We start from the raw sequence: 20,149 nt of genomic DNA on the forward strand, positions 1-20,149 counted from the left end.
TAAACCTAACGCTTGTTCAATGTCGTGGGAAAGCGCGGTCCCACCGAGAACGGGCCCATTGCGGACAGCCCGTAAGGGAGAGGAGGCCCGCCGGGCCGTTGACGTGCATGGAACGCTCCAGCACACTCGGGGCTCACCTGGCCGCAACCTGACCACGGGGGCCGGGGCGGCGTCCTGTCCGGCGCCGGTCCCCAGCGCACCGAACGGGAGGGATCGATGAGGATCGGGCTGGCCGGCGCGGGGCGCATAGGAGCGCGCCACGCCGCCGCACTGCGCGAGGCGCCGGACGTCGAGGCGCTGCTGGTGGCGGACGCCGATCCGGGCCGGGCGCGCGAGCTGGCCGCGGGGCTGGGCGCGCGCTCCCTGGACGCGGTGGACGGCCTGTTCGCCGCGGGCCTGGACGGCCTCGTGGTGACCGCCGCCACCGGCGCGCACGCCGCGCTGGTACGCCGCGCCGTCGCGGCCCGGATACCCGTCTTCTGCGAGAAACCGCTCGCGTCGGATATTGATGGAACGTTCCAAATCATGCGGGACGCCCGGTCCGCCGGGATCCCGGTGCAGGTCGGCTTCCAGCGGCGGTTCGACGCCGGGTACGCGGCGGCCCGCGAGGCCGTCGCCGCCGGGCGGCTCGGCCGGCTGCACACCGTCCGCTCGTGCAGCTTCGACCCGGCGCCGCCGCCCGCCGCGTACATCCCCGGCTCGGGCGGGCTGTTCCGCGACTGCGTCATCCACGACCTGGACTCGCTCCGGCACGTCACCGGGCGCGAGGCGGTGTGGGTGGTCGCGGCGGGCTCCGACACCGGCGACGAGATGTTCCGCGAGTCCGGCGACGTGCACACCGGCGCCGCGCTGCTCGCCCTGGACGACGGCACGCTGTGCACGCTCGGCGCCACCCGCTACAACGCCGCCGGCTACGACGTCCGGCTGGAGCTGTTCGGCTCCAAGGACAGCCTGGTCGCGGGCCTGGACGACCGCACCCCGGCGACCCCCGTGCCGGCCGGTCCGCCCGGTGCCGGCGCCCGCCCGCCCGCGTACGGCGGGTTCCTCGACCGGTTCGCCGCCGCGTACGACGCCGAGCTGGGGGCGTTCATCGACCTGGTCGCCGGCCGCCGCGGCAACCCGTGCCCGCCCGAGGACGCGCTGGAGGCGTTCTACCTCGCGGAGGCGTGCGAGCTGTCCCGGCGGGAACGCCGGATCGTCGAGATCGAAGAAGTCCGAAGGGAAGGGGTGCGGAGATGAGGGTGGCGGGCGCGCCGATCTCCTGGGGCGTGTGCGAGGTCCCGGGATGGGGGCACCAGATGGCGCCGCGCCGGGTGCTCGGGGAGATGCGCGATCTCGGGCTGGGCGCGACCGAGCTGGGGCCGGCCGGGTTCCTGCCGCCCGATCCGGCGGCGCGCGGCCGGCTGCTGGCGGAGTTCGGGCTGGACCTGGTGGGCGCGTTCGTCCCGGCCGTCCTGCACGACCCCGGGCGGGACCCGCTGCCGGACGTCGAGCTGGCCATGGACGGCCTGGGCGAGGAGACGGTGCTGATCCTGGCCGCCGCCACCGGGACCGACGGCTACGACCAGCGGCCCGAGCTGGACACCAAGGCGTGGCGCGCGCTGCTGTCGAACCTGGACGCGATCACGCTGCGCGCCGCCGCGCGCGGCCGGCGGGTCGCGCTGCACCCGCACGTCGGGACGGTCGTGGAGCGGCGCGCGGAGGTCGAGCGGGTGCTCGGCGAGTGCAGCGTCCCGCTCTGCCTGGACACCGGCCATCTCCTCGTCGGCGGCACCGACCCCCTGTGGCTGGCGCGGTTCGCCGCCCCGCGCGTCGCGCATGTGCACCTCAAGGACGTGGACGTGCCGCTGGCGGAGCGGGTGCGCGACGGGCGCGTCCCGTACACCCGGGCCGTGCGGGACGGCCTGTACCGGCCCCTCGGCCGGGGCGACATCGACATCGCCGCCGTCATCGCGGCGCTGGAGGGCTCGGGGTACGAGGGCTGGTACGTGATGGAGCAGGACGCCGTCCTCGCCGCCGAGCCGCCCGAGCCGCCCGGCGCCGGGCCCTACGCCGACGTCCGCGCGTGCCTGGACTACCTCGCCGGGGTGGCGTCGTGACCGGGCCGCCCCCGGCGGGGCCGCGGGAGGGGCCGCGGGAGGGGCCGTACGACCTGATCACGATGGGCCGGGTCAGCGTGGACGTCTACCCGCGCGAGACCGGGGTGCCGCTGGAGGACGTGGAGACGTTCGGCAAGTACCTGGGCGGCAGCCCGACGAACGTGGCGGTCGCCGCCGCGCGGCACGGCCGCCGGACCGCCGTGGTCACGCGCACCGGCGACGACCCGTTCGGCCGGTTCGTGCGCAAGGCGCTGCGGCGGTACGGGGTGGACGACCGGTACGTCGCCGCCGTGCCGGGGCTGCCGACCCCGCTGGCGTTCTGCGAGATCTTCCCGCCGGACGACTTCCCGCTCTACTTCTACCGCTACCCGAAGGCCCCCGACCTCGAGATCCGCGCCGGGGAGCTGGACCTGGCGGCGATCGCCTCGGCGCGGATCGTGTGGGCCACGGTCACCGGCCTCTCGCAGGAGCCGAGCCGCACGGCGACGCTGGCGGCGATGGCGGCCCATCCGGGGCGGACCGTTCTCGACCTGGACTACCGGCCGATGCTCTGGCCGTCGCCGGAGGACGCGCGGTTCTGGACGCGCCGCGCGCTGGAGCACGCGGCCGTGGCCGTCGGCAACGTGGAGGAGTGCGAGGTCGCGACGGGCGAGCGCGACCCGCGCGCCGCCGCGGCCGCGCTGCTCGGCGTCCCCGGCCTGGACCTTGCGATCGTGAAGCGCGGCCCGGCGGGCGTCCTGGCCGCGACGCGCGACCGGGTCGTCGAGAGCCCGCCGGTCGAGGTGGAGGTCGTGAACGGGCTGGGCGCGGGCGACGCGTTCGGCGGCGCGGTCTGCCACGGGCTGCTGGCGGGCTGGGACCTGGACCGGGTCCTGGCGTTCGCGGGCACCGCCGGGGCGATCGTCGCGTCCCGGCTCGCCTGCGCCGACGCGATGCCGGACACGGCGGAGGTCGAGAAGGCCATGGCGGGGGAGCAGGTATGAAGCACCATCTGCGCGCGGGCTCCACGGCGGACGGGCCGTACCGCCTGGTGATCACGCCCGAGTCGGCCGGCTGGGCGTACGCCTCGCTCCGCGTCCTGGAGCTGCCGGAGGCGGGCGAGGCCGCGTTCGGGACGGGCGAGTACGAGACGATCGTGCTGCCGCTCGCCGGCTCGTGCACCGTGACCTGCGACGGCGAGCGGTACGAGCTGCGCGGCCGCCGCGACGTCTTCTCCCGCGTGAGCGACTTCGCGTACGTGCCGCGCGACGCGCGCGTGACCGTCGCGGGGGAGGGCCGCTTCGCGCTCGCGGGGGCGCGCTGCACGCGGCGGCTCGTCCCGCGCTACGTGCCGGCCGAGGACGTGCCGGTCGAGCTGCGCGGCGCCGGCCACGCCAGCCGCCAGGTCAACAACTTCGGCACGCCCGAGGGCTTCCCGTACGCGGAGAAGCTCATCGCGTGCGAGGTCCTAACCCCGGGCGGCTGCTGGTCCTCGTACCCGCCGCACAAGCACGACGAGGAGACCGCGGCCGAGGCCGTCCTGGAGGAGATCTACTACTTCGAGGTCGCGCCGGGACCGCGGGGGCGCCCCGGGATGGCGTACCAGCGGGTCTACGGGAGCCCCGGGCGGCCCATCGACGTCCTGGCCGAGGTGCGGGACGGCGACGCGGTCCTCATCCCGCACGGCTGGCACGGCCCGTCGATGGCGGTGCCCGGCCACGACCTCTACTACCTGAACGTGATGGCGGGCCCGTCGCCGGAGCGCGCCTGGCGGATCTGCGACGACCCCGCGCACGGCTGGATCCGCGAGACCTGGCCCGGGCAGCCGGTCGACCCGAGGCTCCCGCTCACCTCTTCCCAGGAGCGAACATGAGGCTCACCGTCGGGCAGGCGCTCGTCCGGTTCCTGTCGGTCCAGTACTCCGAGCGCGACGGGTCGCGCCGCCGGTTCTTCCCGGCCTGCTTCGGCATCTTCGGGCACGGCAACGTCGCCGGGGTGGGGCAGGCGCTGCTGGAGTACGGCGACGCGCTGCCGTTCCACATGGCGCGCAACGAGCAGGCGATGGTGCACACGGCGGCCGGGTACGCGCGGGCGAGCGACCGCCTGGCGACGTTCGCCTGCACGACCTCGATCGGCCCCGGCGCGACGAACATGGTGACGGGCGCGGCGCTGGCGACGATCAACCGGCTGCCGGTGCTGCTGCTGCCCGGCGACGTGTTCGCGACCCGTACCGCGAACCCCGTCCTGCAGGAGCTGGAGGACGCGCGGTCGTACGACGTGTCCGTGAACGACTGCTTCAAGCCGGTCTCCAAGTACTGGGACCGCGTCAACCGGCCCGAGCAGCTCGAAACCGCGCTGCTCGCCGCGATGCGCGTGCTCACCGACCCGGCGGAGACGGGCGCGGTCACGCTCGCGCTGCCGCAGGACGTCCAGGCCGAGGCGTACGACTGGCCGGAGGAGCTGTTCCGGGAGCGGGTCTGGCGGATCCCGCGGCCGCTGCCCGAGCCCGCCGCGCTGGAGGAGACCGCCGCCCTCCTCGCCGGCGCGGAACGGCCGCTGATCGTCGCCGGGGGAGGGGTGGTGTACTCGGGCGCGGCGGCCGAGCTGCGCGCGCTCGCCGAGGCCACCGGGATCCCCGTCGCCGAGACGCAGGCGGGCAAGGGCTCGCTCCCCTGGGACCACCCCTGCGCGGCCGGCGCGATCGGCGCCACCGGCACCGCCGCCGCGAACGCGCTGGCCCGCGAGGCCGACGCCGTGCTCGGCGTCGGCACCCGCTACAGCGACTTCACGACCGCGTCGCGGAGCCTGTTCGCGCGCCCCGGCGTGCGGTTCGCCAACCTCAACGTGGCGCGGTTCGACGCGGCCAAGCTCGCGGGGACGCCGCTGGTCGCCGACGCCCGCGAAGGGCTGCGCGGCCTGCTCGCCGCGCTCGGCGACCACTCCGTGCCGGACGCGTACCGCGCGGAGGCGCGCGACCTGGCGGCGCGCTGGAACGCCGTCACCGAGGACGCCTACCGGCGCGGCCACGCCCCGCTGCCCGCCCAGACCGAGGTGATCGGCGCGGTGAACGCGGCGGCCGGGCCCCGCGACATCGTCGTCTGCGCCGCCGGGTCCATGCCCGGCGACCTGCACCGGCTGTGGCGGGCCGGCGGGCCCGGGACGTACCACGTCGAGTACGGCTACTCCTGCATGGGCTACGAGATCGCGGGCGGGCTCGGTGCGAAGCTCGCCGTGCTCGACTCCGCCGACCCCGATCGCGAGGTGTTCGTCCTGGTCGGGGACGGCTCGTACCTGATGATGGCGCAGGAGCTCGTCACCGCGGTCGCCGAGGGTGTCAAGATCGTCGTCGTGCTCGTGCAGAATCACGGTTTCGCGTCGATCGGCGGCCTGTCGGAGTCGGTCGGCGCCGCGCGATTCGGCACCCGGTACCGCGACGCCGCAGGTGAGGCGCTTCCCGTCGATCTCGCCGCCAACGCCGCGAGTCTCGGGGCCGCCGTGGAGCGGGCCGCTACGATCAGCGATCTACGGTCCGCACTCGCGCGGGCCCGGACCGCGACCACCACCACCCTCGTCCACATCGAGACCGACCCGCTCGTGCCCGCGCCGGACGGCGGGGCCTGGTGGGACGTCCCGGTCGCCGAGGTCTCGGCCCTGGACGCCACCCGCGAGGCCCGCGCGCGCTACGACAAGGAGCGCACGGCCCGGCGCCGGCACCTGTGAACCCGGTTCCCACCCCATCCCCTCTGGAGAGAACGGAGCCTCCCATGAGGAAACGCATGACGAGCAGGGGCCTGCTGGCCGTGGCGGCGACGGGAGTGCTCGCACTCGCCGCGTGCAGCGAGTCGGGGGGCAAGCAGGCAGAGGAGAACGCGGCGGACGCCGGCGCCAGGACCGAGCGGATGACGGTCGCCATGGTCACCCACTCCGGGCCCGGCGACACGTTCTGGGACATCGTCCAGAAGGGCGCCCAGGCCGCCGCGGCCAAGAGCAACGTGGACTTCCAGTACTCCGCCGACCCGGACGGCGGCAAGCAGGCGCAGCTCGTCCAGGCCGCGATCGACAAGAAGGTGGACGGGATCATCGTCACGTTCGCCAAGCCGGACGCGCTCAAGGACGTCGTCGCCCGCGCCACCGCGGCGAGGATCCCGGTCGTGTCGATCAACTCGGGCGCGGACGTGTCGGCCGGGTTCGGCGCCGTCGCGCACTTCGGCCAGGACGAGAAGATCGCCGGCGAGGCCGCGGGCCGCGAGCTGGCGAAGATCGGCTCGAAGCGGGCGCTGTGCGTGATCCACGAGCAGGGCAACGTGGGCCTGGAGGACCGCTGCGCCGGAGCGAAGAAGACCTTCGGCGGCGAGATGGAGAACCTCTTCGTGCAGGGCACCAACATGCCCCAGGTGAAGTCGTCCATCACCGCCAAGCTCCAGGCCGACAAGGACGTCGACGGCATTCTCACGCTCGGCGCCCCGTTCGCCGCCACCGCCGTCGACTCGGTGAAGGAGACGAGCAGCAAGGCCAAGGTCGCGACGTTCGACATGAACAAGGAACTGGTCGCCTCGATCAAGGCCGGGACCATCCACTTCGCCGTCGACCAGCAGCCCTACCTCCAGGGGTACGGCGCCGTCGACCAGCTGTGGCTGCTGAAGAACAACGGCAACGCCGTCGGCGGCGGCCGCCCGGTCCTCACCGGCCCCGCGATCGTGACCAAGGACAACGCGGCGGCGATCGAGCGGTTCGCCACCAAGGGGACGCGGTGAGCCGGACGGCCGCCGCACCATCGCCCGCTCCGGTCGCGGCCGACGAGCGGCTGGGACGCGGGTCCCCGCTGCGCCGGCTGCTCGGCCGCCCGGAGCTGGGCGCGCTGCTCGGCGCGGCGGCGGTGTTCGCGTTCTTCGCGGTCGTCGCCGACGCGTTCCTGCAGGCAAGCTCGTTCTCGACCGTCCTGTACGCGAGCTCCACGTTCGGGATCATGGCGGTCGGGGTGTCGCTGCTGATGATCGGCGGCGAGTTCGACCTGTCGGCCGGGGTGATGGTGACGACCTCGGCGCTGATCGCCGCGCTGACCAGCTACCAGCTCACGCTGAACGTCTGGGCCGGCGTGGCGATCTCCCTCGCCCTCACCCTGGCGCTGGGCGCGCTGAACGGCGTCCTCTACAACCGGACCGGGCTGCCGAGCTTCATCATCACGCTCGCCACGTTCTTCATGCTGGCGGGCCTGAACCTCGGCGTCACCAAGGCCGCGACCGGCAACGTCGCCTCCGACTCGGTCCGCGACATGGACGGCTTCGCGTCGGCCCGCGCCGTGTTCGCCTCCGACCTCCAGCTCGGCGGCGTGAACGTCAACATCACCGTGCTGTGGTGGCTGCTGCTGGTCGCGGCGGCCACCTGGCTGCTGCTGCGCACCCGGGCCGGCAACTGGATCTTCGCGACCGGCGGTGACGCGGCCGCGGCCCGCGCGGTCGGCGTCCCGGTCGCGCGGGTCCGGATCGGGCTGTTCATGGGCGTGGCGTTCTGCGCCTGGGTGTCGGGGATGCACCTGGTCTTCGCGTTCGCCACGGTCCAGTCCGGCGAGGGCGTCGGCAACGAGTTCTTCTTCATCATCTGCGCGGTGATCGGCGGCTGCCTGCTGACCGGCGGCTACGGCTCGGCGATCGGCGCCGCGATCGGCGCGTTCATCTTCGGCATGACCAACAAGGGCATCGTGTACGCCGAGTGGAACCCCGACTGGTTCAAGTTCTTCCTCGGCGCGATGCTGCTGATCGCCACCGTGGTGAACCTGGTCGTGAAGCGCAGAGTGGAGCGGACGCCATGACCCTCGTGAGGCTCGCCGGGGTGAGCAAGCACTACGGCAACGTCATCGCCCTCCGCGAGGTGTCGATGGAGGTCGCGGCGGGCGAGGTCGTCTGCGTCCTCGGCGACAACGGCGCCGGCAAGTCCACCCTCATCAAGATCGTCGCCGGGCTGCACCGGCACGACTCCGGGATCTACGAGGTGGCGGGCGAGCCGGTCGCGTTCGACTCGCCCCGCGAGGCCCTCGACCGGGGCATCGCCACCGTCTACCAGGACCTCGCGGTCGTCCCGCTGATGCCGGTCTGGCGGAACTTCTTCCTCGGCTCGGAGAAGCGCCGCGGCATCGGCCGCCTCGACATCCCGTACATGCGCCGCGAGACCCGCGACGCGCTGCTGAACATGGGCATCGACCTCCGCGACGTCGACCAGCCCATCGGCACGCTCTCGGGCGGCGAGCGGCAGTGCGTCGCGATCGCCCGCGCGGTCTACTTCGGCGCCAAGGTCCTGATCCTGGACGAGCCCACGGCCGCCCTCGGCGTCAAGCAGGCCGGGGTGGTCCTGCGCTACATCGTCCGGGCCCGGGAGCAGGGCATCGGCGTCATCTTCATCACCCACAACCCGCACCACGCGTACCCGGTCGGCGACCGCTTCCTCGTCCTCAAACGGGGGCGCGCCATCGGATATCACCCGAAGTCCGAAATCACGGTCGCCGACCTGACCGCCCTCATGTCCGGCGGCGCCGAACTGGAGGAACTGGCCCACGAGCTGGAGCAGGGCGCCTGACCCCGGTCACTCGGTGGCGGTGCGGACCGTGCCGGCCATGTACGCGACGTCCGGATGCGGGTGGGCGCGGAGGCGGCGGAGCACGTCCCGCCACGGCTCCGGCCAGCCGGTCAGCTCGCCGTGGTGGGCGGTCAGCGCGTACGCGAAGAGCCCGGGGGCCAGGCCGGCGCGCGCCGCGAGCCGTTCGGCGTGCGGGAGCACCACTTCCGCTGCGGGGTTGAGCGGGCCGTTGTGGACGCGTTGCGGCTTCGCGTCCAGATCGCCCACGTAGCGGCCGTTGGCGAGGGACCGGGCGACGCGCAGGACCGCGAACGTGGGCCCGGTGGGGCGGTCCGCCAGCGCGTCCAGGTCGGTCTCCGTGCCCGGCGCGTCCCAGGGGATCGTCGCGGCGAGCAGTTCGGAGGCCAGCGGCTCGGGCAGCCGCCCGGTGAGGGCGCGGACGAGCGGCTGGATCGCGGCGGCGCCCTCCCGGCCGTGGTCCAGCCGGACGCTCTCGACCAGCGCGGTGAGCCGCTGCCAGGCGGGGCGGTCGCGTTCGGCGCCGGCGTCGGGGGCTGCCGCGGCGGCGGCCAGCTCCTCGGCCGCCGTGCCGAGTTCGGCGAGCCCGTGCCCCGCCCGCCCGCAGACGCGGAGCGAGTTGAGGGCGGCGCGCCAGGTGAGGGTGTCGTCCAGGGCGGTGAGGTGGCTCGCCAGGAGTGCGGCCGCGTCCCGGGCCCAGGGCACCCACTGCTGGAGCGAGTACAGCCCCTCGCACACCGCCTCGCGGTCGGCGGACCGGGCCACGTCCATGATCAAGGCGGCGTAGGCGGGCCGGTGCCGCTCCTCGATCGCGACCGGGCTCACGCCGGTCACCTGGAGGGCCAGGTCGCGCGGGCCGCGCGCGGCCTCGGCCAGGATCCGCATCGCGACCGGGTCCCCGAGGCGCTCGCGCACGGCGGAGGCGATCGCGGCCCGGACGTCGCGGTGCTGCCCGGGATCGTCCCAGGCCGCCGCGACCGCGCCCATCGCGTCCGGCGCGTGGTCGCGCAGCAGGATCCGCAGCGCCTCCTTGCGGGCGGTGATCTTGCCGTCGGCGATCACCGGGGCGAGGGCCGCGTGCAGCGTGGACGGCGCCACGAACCGGGCGGCGCGGGTCGCCGCGTACAGCGCCACGTGCGCGTCGTCGGAGGACGCCAGGTCCAGCAGCCGGGGCAGCACCTCCTGCGGGGACGCCACCCAGACGGCACTGGTCAGCCCGGCCCGGCGCAGCAGCGGCTCGGCCGAGTCCAAGTACGGGCGAAGCTCGCCGGTCCCGACCCCGGGGACCGTGCCGATGGACCGGACGGCCTGGGCGCGGGCCGAGTCCGTGGCGCCCTCGTCGCGGGCCAGCCGGTGGAGGAGCCTCAGGTACGCGGCGCGCTGCTTCGCGGTCCAGCGGCGCATCCAGGACCGCTCCGGGCTGGGGACGTGCGCCACGTCGGGACGCTGGAAACGGCCCGCGGGCACGCGGCCGTCCAGGACCGGGCGCAGCAGGTCGGTGCGCTCCCGGGCGACGGCCGCGAAGACCCGGGGCAGCACGATCATGGACGGGTCCTTCGCGAGGACCCGCTCGACCCGCTCGGCCCGGGTCCGCGGGTCGGCGAGCCACAGCCCGGCCGCCGCCCGGATGTCGCCGTCGTCGCGGGCGTCCAGTGCCTTCTCCAGCGCGTCCTGGAGGGCGGGGACGCCGTACGCGCGGCGGCCCAGGGCGCGGGCGAGGGCGAGCGCGAGGCGGTGGTCGTCGCGGCGTTCCGCCGAGCTCAGCCGCCGGGCGAGCGTGCGCACCAGGTCGTGCTCCTGCCCGCGGCGCAGCACGCCGGCGAGCGGCGGGAACGGAAGCGGGCCCCCGCGCCCGGTGAGCGTGTCCAGCATGTCCAGGCCGGCCCGCAGCAGGCCGGCGTCGCCGCCGATCGCGCCCTGGCGGCAGAGGCCGGTGGCGAGGTCCATCAGGTACCGGCGGGTCGCGTACGAGCAGTCCCGGGCGCCCAGCGCGTCCCCGGCCAGCCGGATGAGCGCGGCGGCGTGCCCGGCCCGCAGCAGGGCCGTCGGGACGGCGGCGAGCGCGCTCAGGGCGTGCATCCGCACGGGGTCCTGCTCGTTGCGGAGCCGGTCCAGATCGTCCAGCAGCCGGGTGAGCACCTCGGGGTCGCGGGAGCGTCCCGCGCACCGCACCAGCAGCCGGTACCCGGCCGCGCGGTCGTCGGCGTCGGGCCGCCGCGTCACCTCGTACAGCACCGGCCGGGCCTCGTCGTAGGGGAGGAAGGAGGCGACCTCCCGGAGCCTGTGCGGATCCCCGGCGACGCGCGTGAGGCCGAGCATCCGCCGCGCCTCGCGGGCCCGGGCGGCCCAGGGCAGCACCTCCATGACCCGCTCGTCGTGCTCGGCGGTGGCGAGGTCGGTTCCCGCCATCGCGGCCGCGTGGATCGCGTCGCGGCGGCTCGGCGGGTACGCGTTCAGGAGCAGGGCCAGCGTGGCCGCGTCGTCCCGGACGGCCCGCGCGACCTCCGCCGCCTCCGGGTCGCCCAGCCGGCGCAGCCGGTCGCGGACCAAGCGGCGCCGCAGCACCCAGGCCAGCCCCTGGCGGTGCTCCTCGGCGAGCAGGAGCCGCAGCGCGCGGTCCGGTTCGGCGTCCAGGAGGATCCCGAGCCGGCCGTTCAGCTCGTACGGCAGGGGACCGGCGGGGCAGTGGCGTTCCAGCAGGGCGATGACGCGGCCGGGATCGTGCGGTACCGCGGCGGCGACACCGGTGCCGTGCCGCCGCCACCACGCGGAGAGCAGCGAGCCGGGGACGCCGGGAAGCCGGTGTTCGGCGAAGTCGAGCATCGCGTCCGGGTGGGAGAGGGCGAACGCCTTCCAGTTGGCGACCGCGTGCGCCAGCCCGTCGAGGCGGGCCCGCGCCGCGTCCCCGCCGCACGCGGGCAGCAGCGCCGCGGCCTCCCGGTCGCCCCAGCGTCCGGCGACCTGGTCGATGAGGCGCTCGGCCAGGTCGCGGCGGCGGTGGCGGCGGATCGCCTCGTACGCCGCGGCCCGGATCGCCGCCGGTGCGTCGGCCAGCAGCTCCTCCAGGCGCTCGGCGGGGAGGCCGAGGCGGACGGCCCAGGAGACGGCGCCGAGCGCCAGGTCGAACGCCGGGTCGCGCAGCGCCCGGCCGACCTGCTCCAGGGACGCCTCGTCCCGTACGGCGGTCGCGATGAACAGCGCGAGCCCGCGCTCGTGGTAGCCGCGGCCGTCCAGCTCCTCCAGCAGGGCGCGCAGCTCCGGCGTGCCCGCGAGGCTCCGCAGGTCGGCCAGCCGGCGGCAGCGCCGCGAGTAGCGGAGGGGCTCGATCTCGTCCAGGAGGGTGTCGGCGCGCATGCCGGGCATCCTTCCGGATCAACGGTCAGGAAGCATCCGGAATATCCGGCCGCGCGGCCGTGATCTGCGCCGCGAGCCGCCTCACCCGCTCCTCGTGCTCGTCGTACCCGACCACGACCGGGGGCTCGTTGTACGGCATCGTGTCCGACGACCGGCGCAGCTTCACGTACTGGCCGCACGCGTCGATCGCGTACGGCTCCATGTCGTCCTGCAGCGCCCCGATCACCGTGATCCCGTGCGTCTCGCCGATCTTGCGGAACAGCGCGACGGCCTCCTTGCGGTGCTCCTTGCCCAGGTTGCGGCCCAGCTCGTCCAGCACCAGGCACAGCGTTGATCCAGCCCCCTCTCGGGGGCCCGCCCCCACCGACCGCCCGCCGCCGGAGCTGGCGAGGGCGGCGGCGCACACCAGCTTCACCGCCTTCTCGTCCATGAGCGCGGTGTTGGCGCGGCGGTTGTACGGCACGTACCGCTGCCCGTCCGAGCGCCGCCACTTCGGCGTCACCCGCCAGCGCCACTCCTGCTCGGGATCGCCGGGCGGCTCGGGCGTCGGGAACTCCAGCGTCGCGCCGTACCCGCCGTACGCCACGTCCAGCTTCTCGAACTCCTCGGCCACCCGCTGCAGCCGGGCCCGGATCGCGGCCGTCAGCGCCGTGCGGTGCGCCTCCGCCGCGCCCGCCGCCTCCGTCGCGCCCTTCTGCGCCTTCTCCAGGTCGGTGCGGCGCGCCGCCAGCTGCACCTCGATCTGCCGCCGCTGGTGCCGCTCGTAGTCCTCCTGCCGGCGCAGGTACCCCTCCAGCGCCTTGACCAGGCGGGGGAACGTGGACTGCTCGCGCTCGGTACGGCGGCCCTCCCCGTCGGTGCGCTCGCGCAGCAGGAAGCGGACCTCCTCGGGCATGTCCTCGTCGGCCGGGCCGTCCGGGAACACCCGCCGCAGCCCCTCCGACAGGTGCTTCTCGGCGCTGTGCCACCACTCGTCGGGCGTCCAGGTCCGCTCGTCGTCGCCGAGTGCGGCCAGCCACTCCGCGGCCGCGTCGCGGGAGGCGCCCCACTCCTTCTCCAGATCGTCCAGGCCGAGCGCGGCGCGCCGGTCGGCCAGCGCCGCGATCTCGGCGCGGATCCGGTCGCGGTCGCGCTCGTGCGCCTCGCGCCGCCCGCGCAGCCGGTCGACCTCCAGCGCCCGCGTGTCCGCCTTGGCCTGCAGCCGGCGCAGCGTCTGCTCGGCCGCGCCCAGCCGCGGCCCGAGCCGGGACTCGCTGCCCGCCAGCTCCTCCAGCCGCTCGCGCAGCCCGGCCATCCGCTCCCGCACGGCGTCCAGCTCGGCCGCGGCCCGCGCCGCCTCCAGCCGCCGGCCCGCCAGCGCCACATCGGCCGCCGCGTCGTCCGCCCGCCGCCGCGCCCCGTCCAGGGCCTCCCTGGCCGCCGCCAGCGCCTCCCGCGCCGCCCGCACGCGCGTCTCCCGCCCCGTGACGGGCTCCGCGAACCCGCCGACGATCACCACGCCCGTGCCGTCGCCGCCGTTCAGGGCATCGAAGAAGCGCCCCAGGGGCAGCACGCACCGCACGCCTTCCGGGAGCCCGTCCGCGGCGCTCCCGCCGGCGTCCGCGCGCAGCTCGCCGTCCGCCGGGACGATCATGGAGCCGGGAAGGGTGCCCAGCGCCTCCGCGGCGGCGGCCAGGTCGTCCGGGCCCACCACCACGGCCTCGCGGTACGGCCACAGGGCGGCCTCCCAGCGGTCGCGGACGCCGTCCGCCAGCTCGACCGCGTCCAGGAGGCCGACGGCCGCGACTCCGGCGCCGGCGAGGGCGCGGATCTGGGCCGGGGCGCTGCTCTCGCCCGCCTCCGCCTCGGCCAGCGCGCGCTCGGCCCGCGACACCGCGCCCTTGGCCATCCCGAAGGACTGCTGCGCCTCGTCCCGGCGCGCCTCCGCCTCGGCCAGCTCCCGGGCCGCGGCCCCGGCGTCGCGGCCGTCCGCCTCGCGGAGCCGCTCCTCCAGCCCCGACACCCGGCGGCGCAGCTCCTCCAGCCGGTTGCGGGCGACCGCCTTGTCGGCGCCCAGCTCGTCGGCCTGGCCCTTCAGCTCGGCTAGGGCCGCGCCCGCCTCTCCCAGCCGCTCCTCCAGGGCGCCGCCGGTGAGCTGCTCGATCTCCTTGCCGGCCGCCTTCACGGCCACCAGGATCTCCTCGTTCTCGGCGTGCAGGCGCTCCTGCTCGGCGGCGTGGGCGCCGTCCGCGCGGGCCGCGTCCACCAGCAGCCGCGCCTGCCGGCTGTGCCAGAACCGCAGCGCCGCCGCCACCTCGTCGCGGGCGCGGTCGCGCCGGTCGAACGTCTTCAGCAGCGCGGCCGCCTCGCGCTCCCAGCCCGCCAGCCGCTCGGCCGCCTCGGCGGCGCGGGCGCGCTCGCGGTGCTCCTCGGCCCGCGAGGTGCGCTCGGCCTCCAGCTCCCGGTCCAGCCCGGTCAGCGCGGCGATCGCGCTGAAGATCCGTTCCGGGCTGATCTCGTTCAGCGGCTGGGAGAGCAGGTTCGTGGCGACCTTGGACCGCACGGACGTCGACAGGAACGACACGCAGCGCACCTGCCCGCCGTACAGGACCCGGCCGAGGTCCTTGGCCACCAGGTCGCGGCGGCCGGCGCTGCGCGGCAGGGCCGCCCACATCCGGTCGGCCAGCGCCACCCGCTCGGCCTCCGAGGGCGCCGCGGCCAGATGGACGCCCGGCCGCCAGCGGATCTCCAGGTGCGGCGCGTCCGCGTTCACCCGCAGCCACACCGTCAGCGCCGTCTCGGTCTCCGGCTCCCCGGCGCCGGCGTCGCCGGGCTCGCCGGCTTCACCGGACTCCCGCCCGGCGGCGTCGTGCTCGTCGAAGACCCCGACGATGTAGCCGTGGCCGGCGCTGGCCCACTGGCTGTCGCCCTGCGCCGCCAGCTCGGCGTTGAACAGCAGCTCCGCCACCGCCCGCGCGCCCGACGCGAACCGCCACTGCTCGTCCCCGAGCAGCGCGGTGATCGCCGCGATGAACGACGACTTCCCGGCCCCGTTGGAGTCCTTGGGACCCTGCCCCGCGACGACGATGAGCGTCCCCGGCACGGTCGGCACCGGATGCGTCGACAGGCGGGAGATGTTCACCGCCTGGACCGCGACGAGCGTGCGGCCGCCGACGATGTTCTCCCCGCCCGCGCCGGGCCCGGCGGGCACCAGCGGCTCCAGAACGGCGGTCAAGAGGCCTCCCCGTGATCGTTCTCCCGGCCGCGGCGGCGCGCCCGGATCGCCGCGGCCAGCGGCGACCCCGGCCCGGCGGCCAGGATCAGCTCCTCCTGCAGGCGGCGGCGCGCGGCCGGCGTGAGCCGCTGGAACTGCGGCCCCGGCACGAAGCCGCCCGACTCGTCCCCGCCCGCCTTCACCTGCGCCACCAGCCCGGCCGCGCGCAGCCGGCGCAGCGACGCCTCCAGCTCCCCGACCGGCAGCTGCGAGCGCCGCCGCAGCTCCTCCAGCGGCGCCGGGTACGGCGACATCCACGAGTCGTCGGCCAGCAGCCCGGCCGCCCGCGGGATCGCCACCGCGTGGATCAGCACCAGCACCAGCGCGGCCCGGTCGCCGGCCGGCGGCACGCAGTCCGGGTCCGCGCCCAGCTCGGCGGTCACGTCGTCCCGGTAGCCGGAGATCCACTCGCCCTTGCCGGTACGGATCAGCGTCCGCCCGCCCAGCGCCAGCATCTGCTCCAGCGTCCGGCGCGGCGCGGGCTCGCGCAGCGCCGGGAACCGCACCTCGGGAACGGGCGCGGCCGCGTGCTCGACGGCCATGTACGCCGCCACCAGCTCCGCCCGCCGCTTCTCGTCGTACGACCGCAGCAGCGGCTCGAACAGCTCGCTCATGAGCCGTCCCCCGCGGGCTCGGGCTCGGGCTCGGGCGGGGGCTGCGGGAGGCGGCGCAGCAGGTCGCGGAGGGTACCGAGGGTCTCCTCGCGCCACAGGGCCGTGCGCGGGCCCGGCCGGACGGCGCCGGCCTCCTCGTCCACCAGCAGCCAGCCGGTGTCCGACAGCCGCCGCAGCTCGCCGGTCGCCCAGCGGCGGGCCAGCTCCGGGTCGCCGCGCGACATGCCGGCGTACACCTCCAGGACCGCGGCGACCGGGGCCGGGCCGCCGGGCCACGGCGCGTCGTCCAGGCGGGTCCAGCAGCAGCGCAGCGCCGCCGCGAGCACGCGCCGGGCCTGGCCGGTGCGGTCCAGCGGCATCGGCGCGACCTCGTACTCCTCCAGCATCGCCGGGGTCGCCGCGTCGGGCCAGGACGGCAGCAGCCACACCCGCTCCCCGTCGGACGCCCCGGTCATCCCCGGCGGTGCCGGCTCGGCGGCCGGCACCGAGGGGACGCCCAGCACCCGGGCGCGCGCCCGGGCCAGCACCCGCGGGTCCACGGCCGGCGGATCGGCGCTCACGGGCCCGTCCTCTCGAACACGCCCGGGGTGACCCACGACGGCAGGCCGTCCGGGCGGGCCGCCAGCCCGTCCGACCAGACCAGCCGGTACGGCAGCTCCGGGTGCAGGTGGACCGAGGACAGGTCGGCGAGCAGCCGCCGCGCCGCGACCCAGTCCTGCGCCAGCAGATCCTCGACGGCGACGCGGTCGCGGCCCCGCAGCACCTGCTCGGCGACCTCCCGCAGCCGCTCTGCGGCGGTGGCGTCGCCGCCGGTGTCGTCCGACAGCCCCGGATCCGGGACGGACGCGCGCGGCGGCGCCGGGCGCGGCGGAGTGGTGCGCGGGCCGTCCTCCACGGCCGTCACCACCGCCGACGGCTCGTGCCAGGGCGCCGGGGCGTCGAACACGAAACCGTCCAGGACCCCGGCCAGCTCGTCGCGCGAGGCCGTCCGGGCGAACGTTCGCCACGTCTCGGGCGGCAGCAGAGTCAGGTTGCGAGTCATGCCGGCGGAGTCCGACAGCCGCGCGGCGGCCCGCCGGGACGCGTCGCCGTAGGCGTAGATGGCGGCGCGCAGGTCGGTGCAGGCGCGGTCGAGCTCCGGCCAGCGGCGCAGGATCGCGCCGTGCAGCCGCTCGGCGCGCAGCAGGATCTCCTCGGTGCCCCACAGCTTGGGCGCCTGCTCGCGCAGCTCCTCGATGGTGCCGTTCGTCAGCGTCAGCAGCTCCACGCTCCACAGCCGGAACGCCCGCGCCAGCCCCTCGGCCCCGGCCCGCGCCTGCCCGGCCGTCATCCGCGGGTCCGCCACGTTCAGCTGCTCCAGCGCCAGCAGCCGGTGCATCTCGCTCTGCCCGCCGTCCAGCATCATCCGGCGGACGAACATCAGCCCGACCACGCTGGTGAACGAGGCGCGGTAGCGCAGCTGGTTGGGCTTGGGGAACACCTCGCGGACCGCGCCCAGCCCCTTGAGCACGCGCAGCCGGTTCTCGAAGACCTCGGTGGAGTAGCGGCGGCACACGTACCGCATCTGCTCGCGGCTCAGCCCCTCCTCGCCCGCGTCGGCGAAGGCGGCCAGCAGCGTCTCGGCGACGTCGACCAGCTCCGGGTCGTCCACCACCGCGCCGCTGTCGCGCGCGAGCGCGGCGAACATCTGCCGGTACACGCCCAGCACGGCCTCGCCGACGAGCACGTCGTCGAGGCTGGCGGCGGCCTCGGCGTTTCCTGAGGTGGGGGACACGGCGCACTACGGTACGGCCAGCGGGCCGCAAGGGTGGAATCGGGCACCCGGCGGCGTGTTCCCTATGGTCCTCCGGAGCGGCGCGGGGCGCGAGCGGCGGGCCGGGGCGCGGGGTCAAGGCCGGAGTCAGGGATCCGCCGCGGAGGATTGTCAACAGGTGTCAAACGCCGGGCGCCGCACGGACGGCGATGTCACACTCGCAGGGACCGTACCGGGGGAACGGGCCTGACCATCGGACACTTGTGGGCGCATGACATCCATGAACAGCGCTGTGGAGACGAACGCCGTCAGGAGCAACCTGCCCGTCGAGCCGAACCCGTTCGTCGGGCGGGAACGGGACGCGGGGGACCTCCGGGTGCTCCTGGAGAGCATGCGCGCGGTGACGCTGTGCGGGGCGGGCGGCATCGGCAAGACGCGGCTGGCCCTGCACGTCGCGCACACCCTCCGGGACGCCTACGCCGACGGGGTGTGGCTGGCCGAGCTGGACGACCTGCCCGCCGACGGGCCGCCCGAGCCGGTCGCCCGCCGGGTCGCGGCCGTCCTCGGGGTGGCCGCGGAGGAGGGGCGCCCGCTGCCGGACACGCTCGCCGACGCGCTGCGCGGCCGCGAGACGCTGCTCGTCCTGGACAACTGCGAGCACCTGGTCGGCGACTGCGCCCGGCTGACCGGGATGCTGCTGGCCCGCTGCCCGGGGCTGCGGGTGCTGGCCACCAGCCGCGAGCCGCTGCGGATGCCCGGCGAGAACGTGTGGCGCGTCCCGCCGCTGGAGCCCCGCGAGGCGGCGCGGCTGTTCGAGGAGCGCGCCCGCGCCGCCCGGCCGGGCTTCACCGGCGGCGACGCCGTCGACCGGATCGGCCGCGCGCTGGACGGCGTGCCGCTGGCCCTGGAACTCGCGGCGGCGCGGGTGCGGGTGCTGTCGGTCGACCAGATCGCGCACCGGCTGGCCGACCGCTTCCGGCTGCTGAACGCGGGCGACCGCACCGCACCGCCCCGCCAGCGGACGCTCCGCGCGGCGATCGACTGGAGCCACGAGCTGCTCGGCGAGGAGGAGCGGGTGCTGCTGCGCCGGCTGTCGGTCTTCGCCGGCTGGACGCTGGAGCAGGCCGAGGTGGTGTGCGCCGACGAGGTGCTCGGCGCCGACGAGGTCCTCGACCTGCTGACCGCCCTGGTCGACAAGTCGCTGGTCGTGGCGGGCGGCGAGGTCGCCGGCGAGGTCCGGTTCCGGATGCTGGACAGCATCCGCCGGTACGCGGCCGAACGCCTGGAGTCGTCCGGCGAGGCGGCGGCGCTGCGCGACCGGCACCGCGACGCGCTGCTGGAGCTCGCCGAGCGGCACGGCGAGATCGGCATCGCCGAGCGGCCCGCTCCGTGGGCCGCACGGGTCGACCTGTTCCGCCGGTACGACGCCGAGACCGGCAACGCCCGGGCGGCGCTGGCGTGGTCGCTGGAGCACGGCGGCATCGAGGAGGGCCTGCGCATCTGCACGGCCCTGCGCACGTACTGGATCGTCCGCGGCCAGGCCGCCGAGTGGGCCGAGTGGACCGACCGGTTCCTGGCCCGCGGCCACGACCTGCCCGCGTCCGTGCGCGGGCCCGCGCTGGCCGGGCGGGCGCAGATCGCCGTCGGGGGCCGCGACTTCGTCCAGGCGGGCACGTTCGCGGCGGCGGCGCTGGGCCCGTGCCGGGAGGCCGGGGACGCGTTCATGACCGCGACCGCGCTGGTCACGCTGGCCGAGGCGTACACCCGCGCGGGCCGTCCCGAGGAGGCCGCCGACCGGCTGGACGAGGCCGACGCGATCACCGCCGAGCCGGGCCAGGAGTGGAACCGCGCGTACGCCTCCATCGCGCGCGGCTACCTGCGGATCCGGCAGGGGCGGCTGCGCGAGGCGCGCGGGCCGCTGGAGTCCGGGCTGGCCACGATGCGCGGCATCGGGCAGCTGTGGGGCGCCGCGCACGCGCTGATCGGGCTGGGCCGGCTGGCCGAGGCGCGCGGCGACCGGCCCGCCGCCCGCGCGCACTACGGGGAGGCGCTGCCGATCCTGCGCGAGATCGGGGCCCGGCCGGAGATCGCGCGGGCGCTGGCCGGGCTGGGCCGGGTCGCGCTGGACCTGGACGACCTGCCGGCCGCGCGGGCGGCGCTCGCCGAGAGCCTGGCGCTGAGCCGCTCCACCGGTATCCGGCTCGATCTGGCCCGCGCGCTCGACACGCTCGCCGAGCTGGTGGCGCGCGAGGGCGACCCGCGCCGCGCGGTGCTGGTCGGCGGGGCCGCGGCGGCGCTGCGGGACGCGGTGCTGGAGACGGCCGGCCGGCGGCCCGGCGGCGCCCGCTTCGAGCGGACGCTGGAGCCGATCCGGCGCAGCCTCGGCGGGCCGCTTGTCGCGCAGCTGTGGGGGCAGGGCCGGGCGACCCCGCTCGACGACGCGATGTGCTGGACTGGGGCGATGGACGAGCTCTCCTGGAACGACGGAACCTGGCTCAACGAACCCCCC

At 76.0% G+C, this 20,149-nt stretch carries 14 protein-coding genes; 9 read left to right on the forward strand and 5 right to left on the reverse strand.

The window, feature by feature from the left end; all coding sequences use genetic code 11:
* Window positions 1-216: 216 nt before the first annotated feature.
* Genes AB0881_RS13690 through AB0881_RS13725 form a run of 8 tightly spaced genes read left to right on the forward strand, consistent with a single transcriptional unit; the run spans window position 217 to window position 8,648 of the window.
* Window positions 217-1,239 carry a Gfo/Idh/MocA family oxidoreductase gene (locus tag AB0881_RS13690; RefSeq protein ID WP_366616954.1) on the forward strand — a complete coding sequence of 341 codons (1,023 nt, stop codon included), beginning with the start codon at window positions 217-219 and terminating at the stop codon, window positions 1,237-1,239.
* Window positions 1,236-2,099, forward strand: coding sequence for a TIM barrel protein (locus AB0881_RS13695; protein WP_366616955.1), 864 nt, complete (start codon window positions 1,236-1,238; stop codon window positions 2,097-2,099). Before AB0881_RS13690 ends, AB0881_RS13695 begins: the two co-directional genes overlap by 4 nt.
* Window positions 2,096-3,082 (forward strand): 5-dehydro-2-deoxygluconokinase, encoded by a 987-nt coding sequence (gene iolC, locus AB0881_RS13700; protein ID WP_366616956.1) that lies wholly within the window; start codon window positions 2,096-2,098, stop codon window positions 3,080-3,082. Before AB0881_RS13695 ends, iolC begins: the two co-directional genes overlap by 4 nt.
* Entirely contained in the window at window positions 3,079-3,951 is an 873-nt protein-coding gene (gene iolB / locus AB0881_RS13705) for a 5-deoxy-glucuronate isomerase (protein ID WP_366616958.1), read from the forward strand. Before iolC ends, iolB begins: the two co-directional genes overlap by 4 nt.
* Window positions 3,948-5,798 carry a 3D-(3,5/4)-trihydroxycyclohexane-1,2-dione acylhydrolase (decyclizing) gene (gene iolD / locus AB0881_RS13710; RefSeq protein ID WP_366616959.1) on the forward strand — a complete coding sequence of 617 codons (1,851 nt, stop codon included), beginning with the start codon at window positions 3,948-3,950 and terminating at the stop codon, window positions 5,796-5,798. The genes iolB and iolD overlap by 4 nt, the downstream gene beginning before the upstream one ends.
* Window positions 5,799-5,854: 56 nt before the next feature.
* On the forward strand, window positions 5,855-6,832 hold the full coding sequence (locus AB0881_RS13715; RefSeq protein WP_366616961.1) for a sugar ABC transporter substrate-binding protein: 978 nt from the start codon (window positions 5,855-5,857) through the stop codon (window positions 6,830-6,832).
* Window positions 6,829-7,887: an ABC transporter permease gene (locus AB0881_RS13720; RefSeq protein ID WP_366616962.1), complete on the forward strand. Its 1,059-nt coding sequence runs from the start codon at window positions 6,829-6,831 to the stop codon at window positions 7,885-7,887. Before AB0881_RS13715 ends, AB0881_RS13720 begins: the two co-directional genes overlap by 4 nt.
* Window positions 7,884-8,648, forward strand: a complete 765-nt coding sequence (locus tag AB0881_RS13725) for an ATP-binding cassette domain-containing protein (RefSeq protein WP_366616963.1) — start codon at window positions 7,884-7,886, stop codon at window positions 8,646-8,648. The genes AB0881_RS13720 and AB0881_RS13725 overlap by 4 nt, the downstream gene beginning before the upstream one ends.
* 6 nt (window positions 8,649-8,654) lie before the next feature.
* On the opposite strand, the gene AB0881_RS13730 is transcribed toward AB0881_RS13725, so the two are convergent.
* From AB0881_RS13730 to AB0881_RS13750, 5 genes are read right to left on the reverse strand one after another with little or no spacing between them, the layout of a single operon-like run.
* On the reverse strand, window positions 8,655-12,020 hold the full coding sequence (locus tag AB0881_RS13730; protein ID WP_366616965.1) for a hypothetical protein: 3,366 nt from the start codon (window positions 12,018-12,020) through the stop codon (window positions 8,655-8,657).
* A gap of 25 nt (window positions 12,021-12,045) precedes the next feature.
* Window positions 12,046-15,234 carry a chromosome partitioning protein ParA gene (locus AB0881_RS13735; RefSeq protein ID WP_366616966.1) on the reverse strand — a complete coding sequence of 1,063 codons (3,189 nt, stop codon included), beginning with the start codon at window positions 15,232-15,234 and terminating at the stop codon, window positions 12,046-12,048.
* Entirely contained in the window at window positions 15,231-15,887 is a 657-nt protein-coding gene (locus AB0881_RS13740) for a hypothetical protein (RefSeq protein ID WP_366616967.1), read from the reverse strand. Before AB0881_RS13740 ends, AB0881_RS13735 begins: the two co-directional genes overlap by 4 nt.
* Window positions 15,884-16,447: a hypothetical protein gene (locus AB0881_RS13745; protein ID WP_366616969.1), complete on the reverse strand. Its 564-nt coding sequence runs from the start codon at window positions 16,445-16,447 to the stop codon at window positions 15,884-15,886. Before AB0881_RS13745 ends, AB0881_RS13740 begins: the two co-directional genes overlap by 4 nt.
* On the reverse strand, window positions 16,444-17,661 hold the full coding sequence (locus tag AB0881_RS13750) for a hypothetical protein (protein WP_366616971.1): 1,218 nt from the start codon (window positions 17,659-17,661) through the stop codon (window positions 16,444-16,446). Before AB0881_RS13750 ends, AB0881_RS13745 begins: the two co-directional genes overlap by 4 nt.
* 259 nt (window positions 17,662-17,920) lie before the next feature.
* On the opposite strand from AB0881_RS13750, the gene AB0881_RS13755 reads away from it, so the two are divergent.
* On the forward strand, window positions 17,921-20,149 hold a 2,229-nt coding region (locus tag AB0881_RS13755; protein ID WP_366616972.1), incomplete at its 3' end, for a tetratricopeptide repeat protein.

It is taken from the genome of Spirillospora sp. NPDC029432 (assembly GCF_040703975.1).
GTDB lineage: Bacteria > Actinomycetota > Actinomycetes > Streptosporangiales > Streptosporangiaceae > Spirillospora.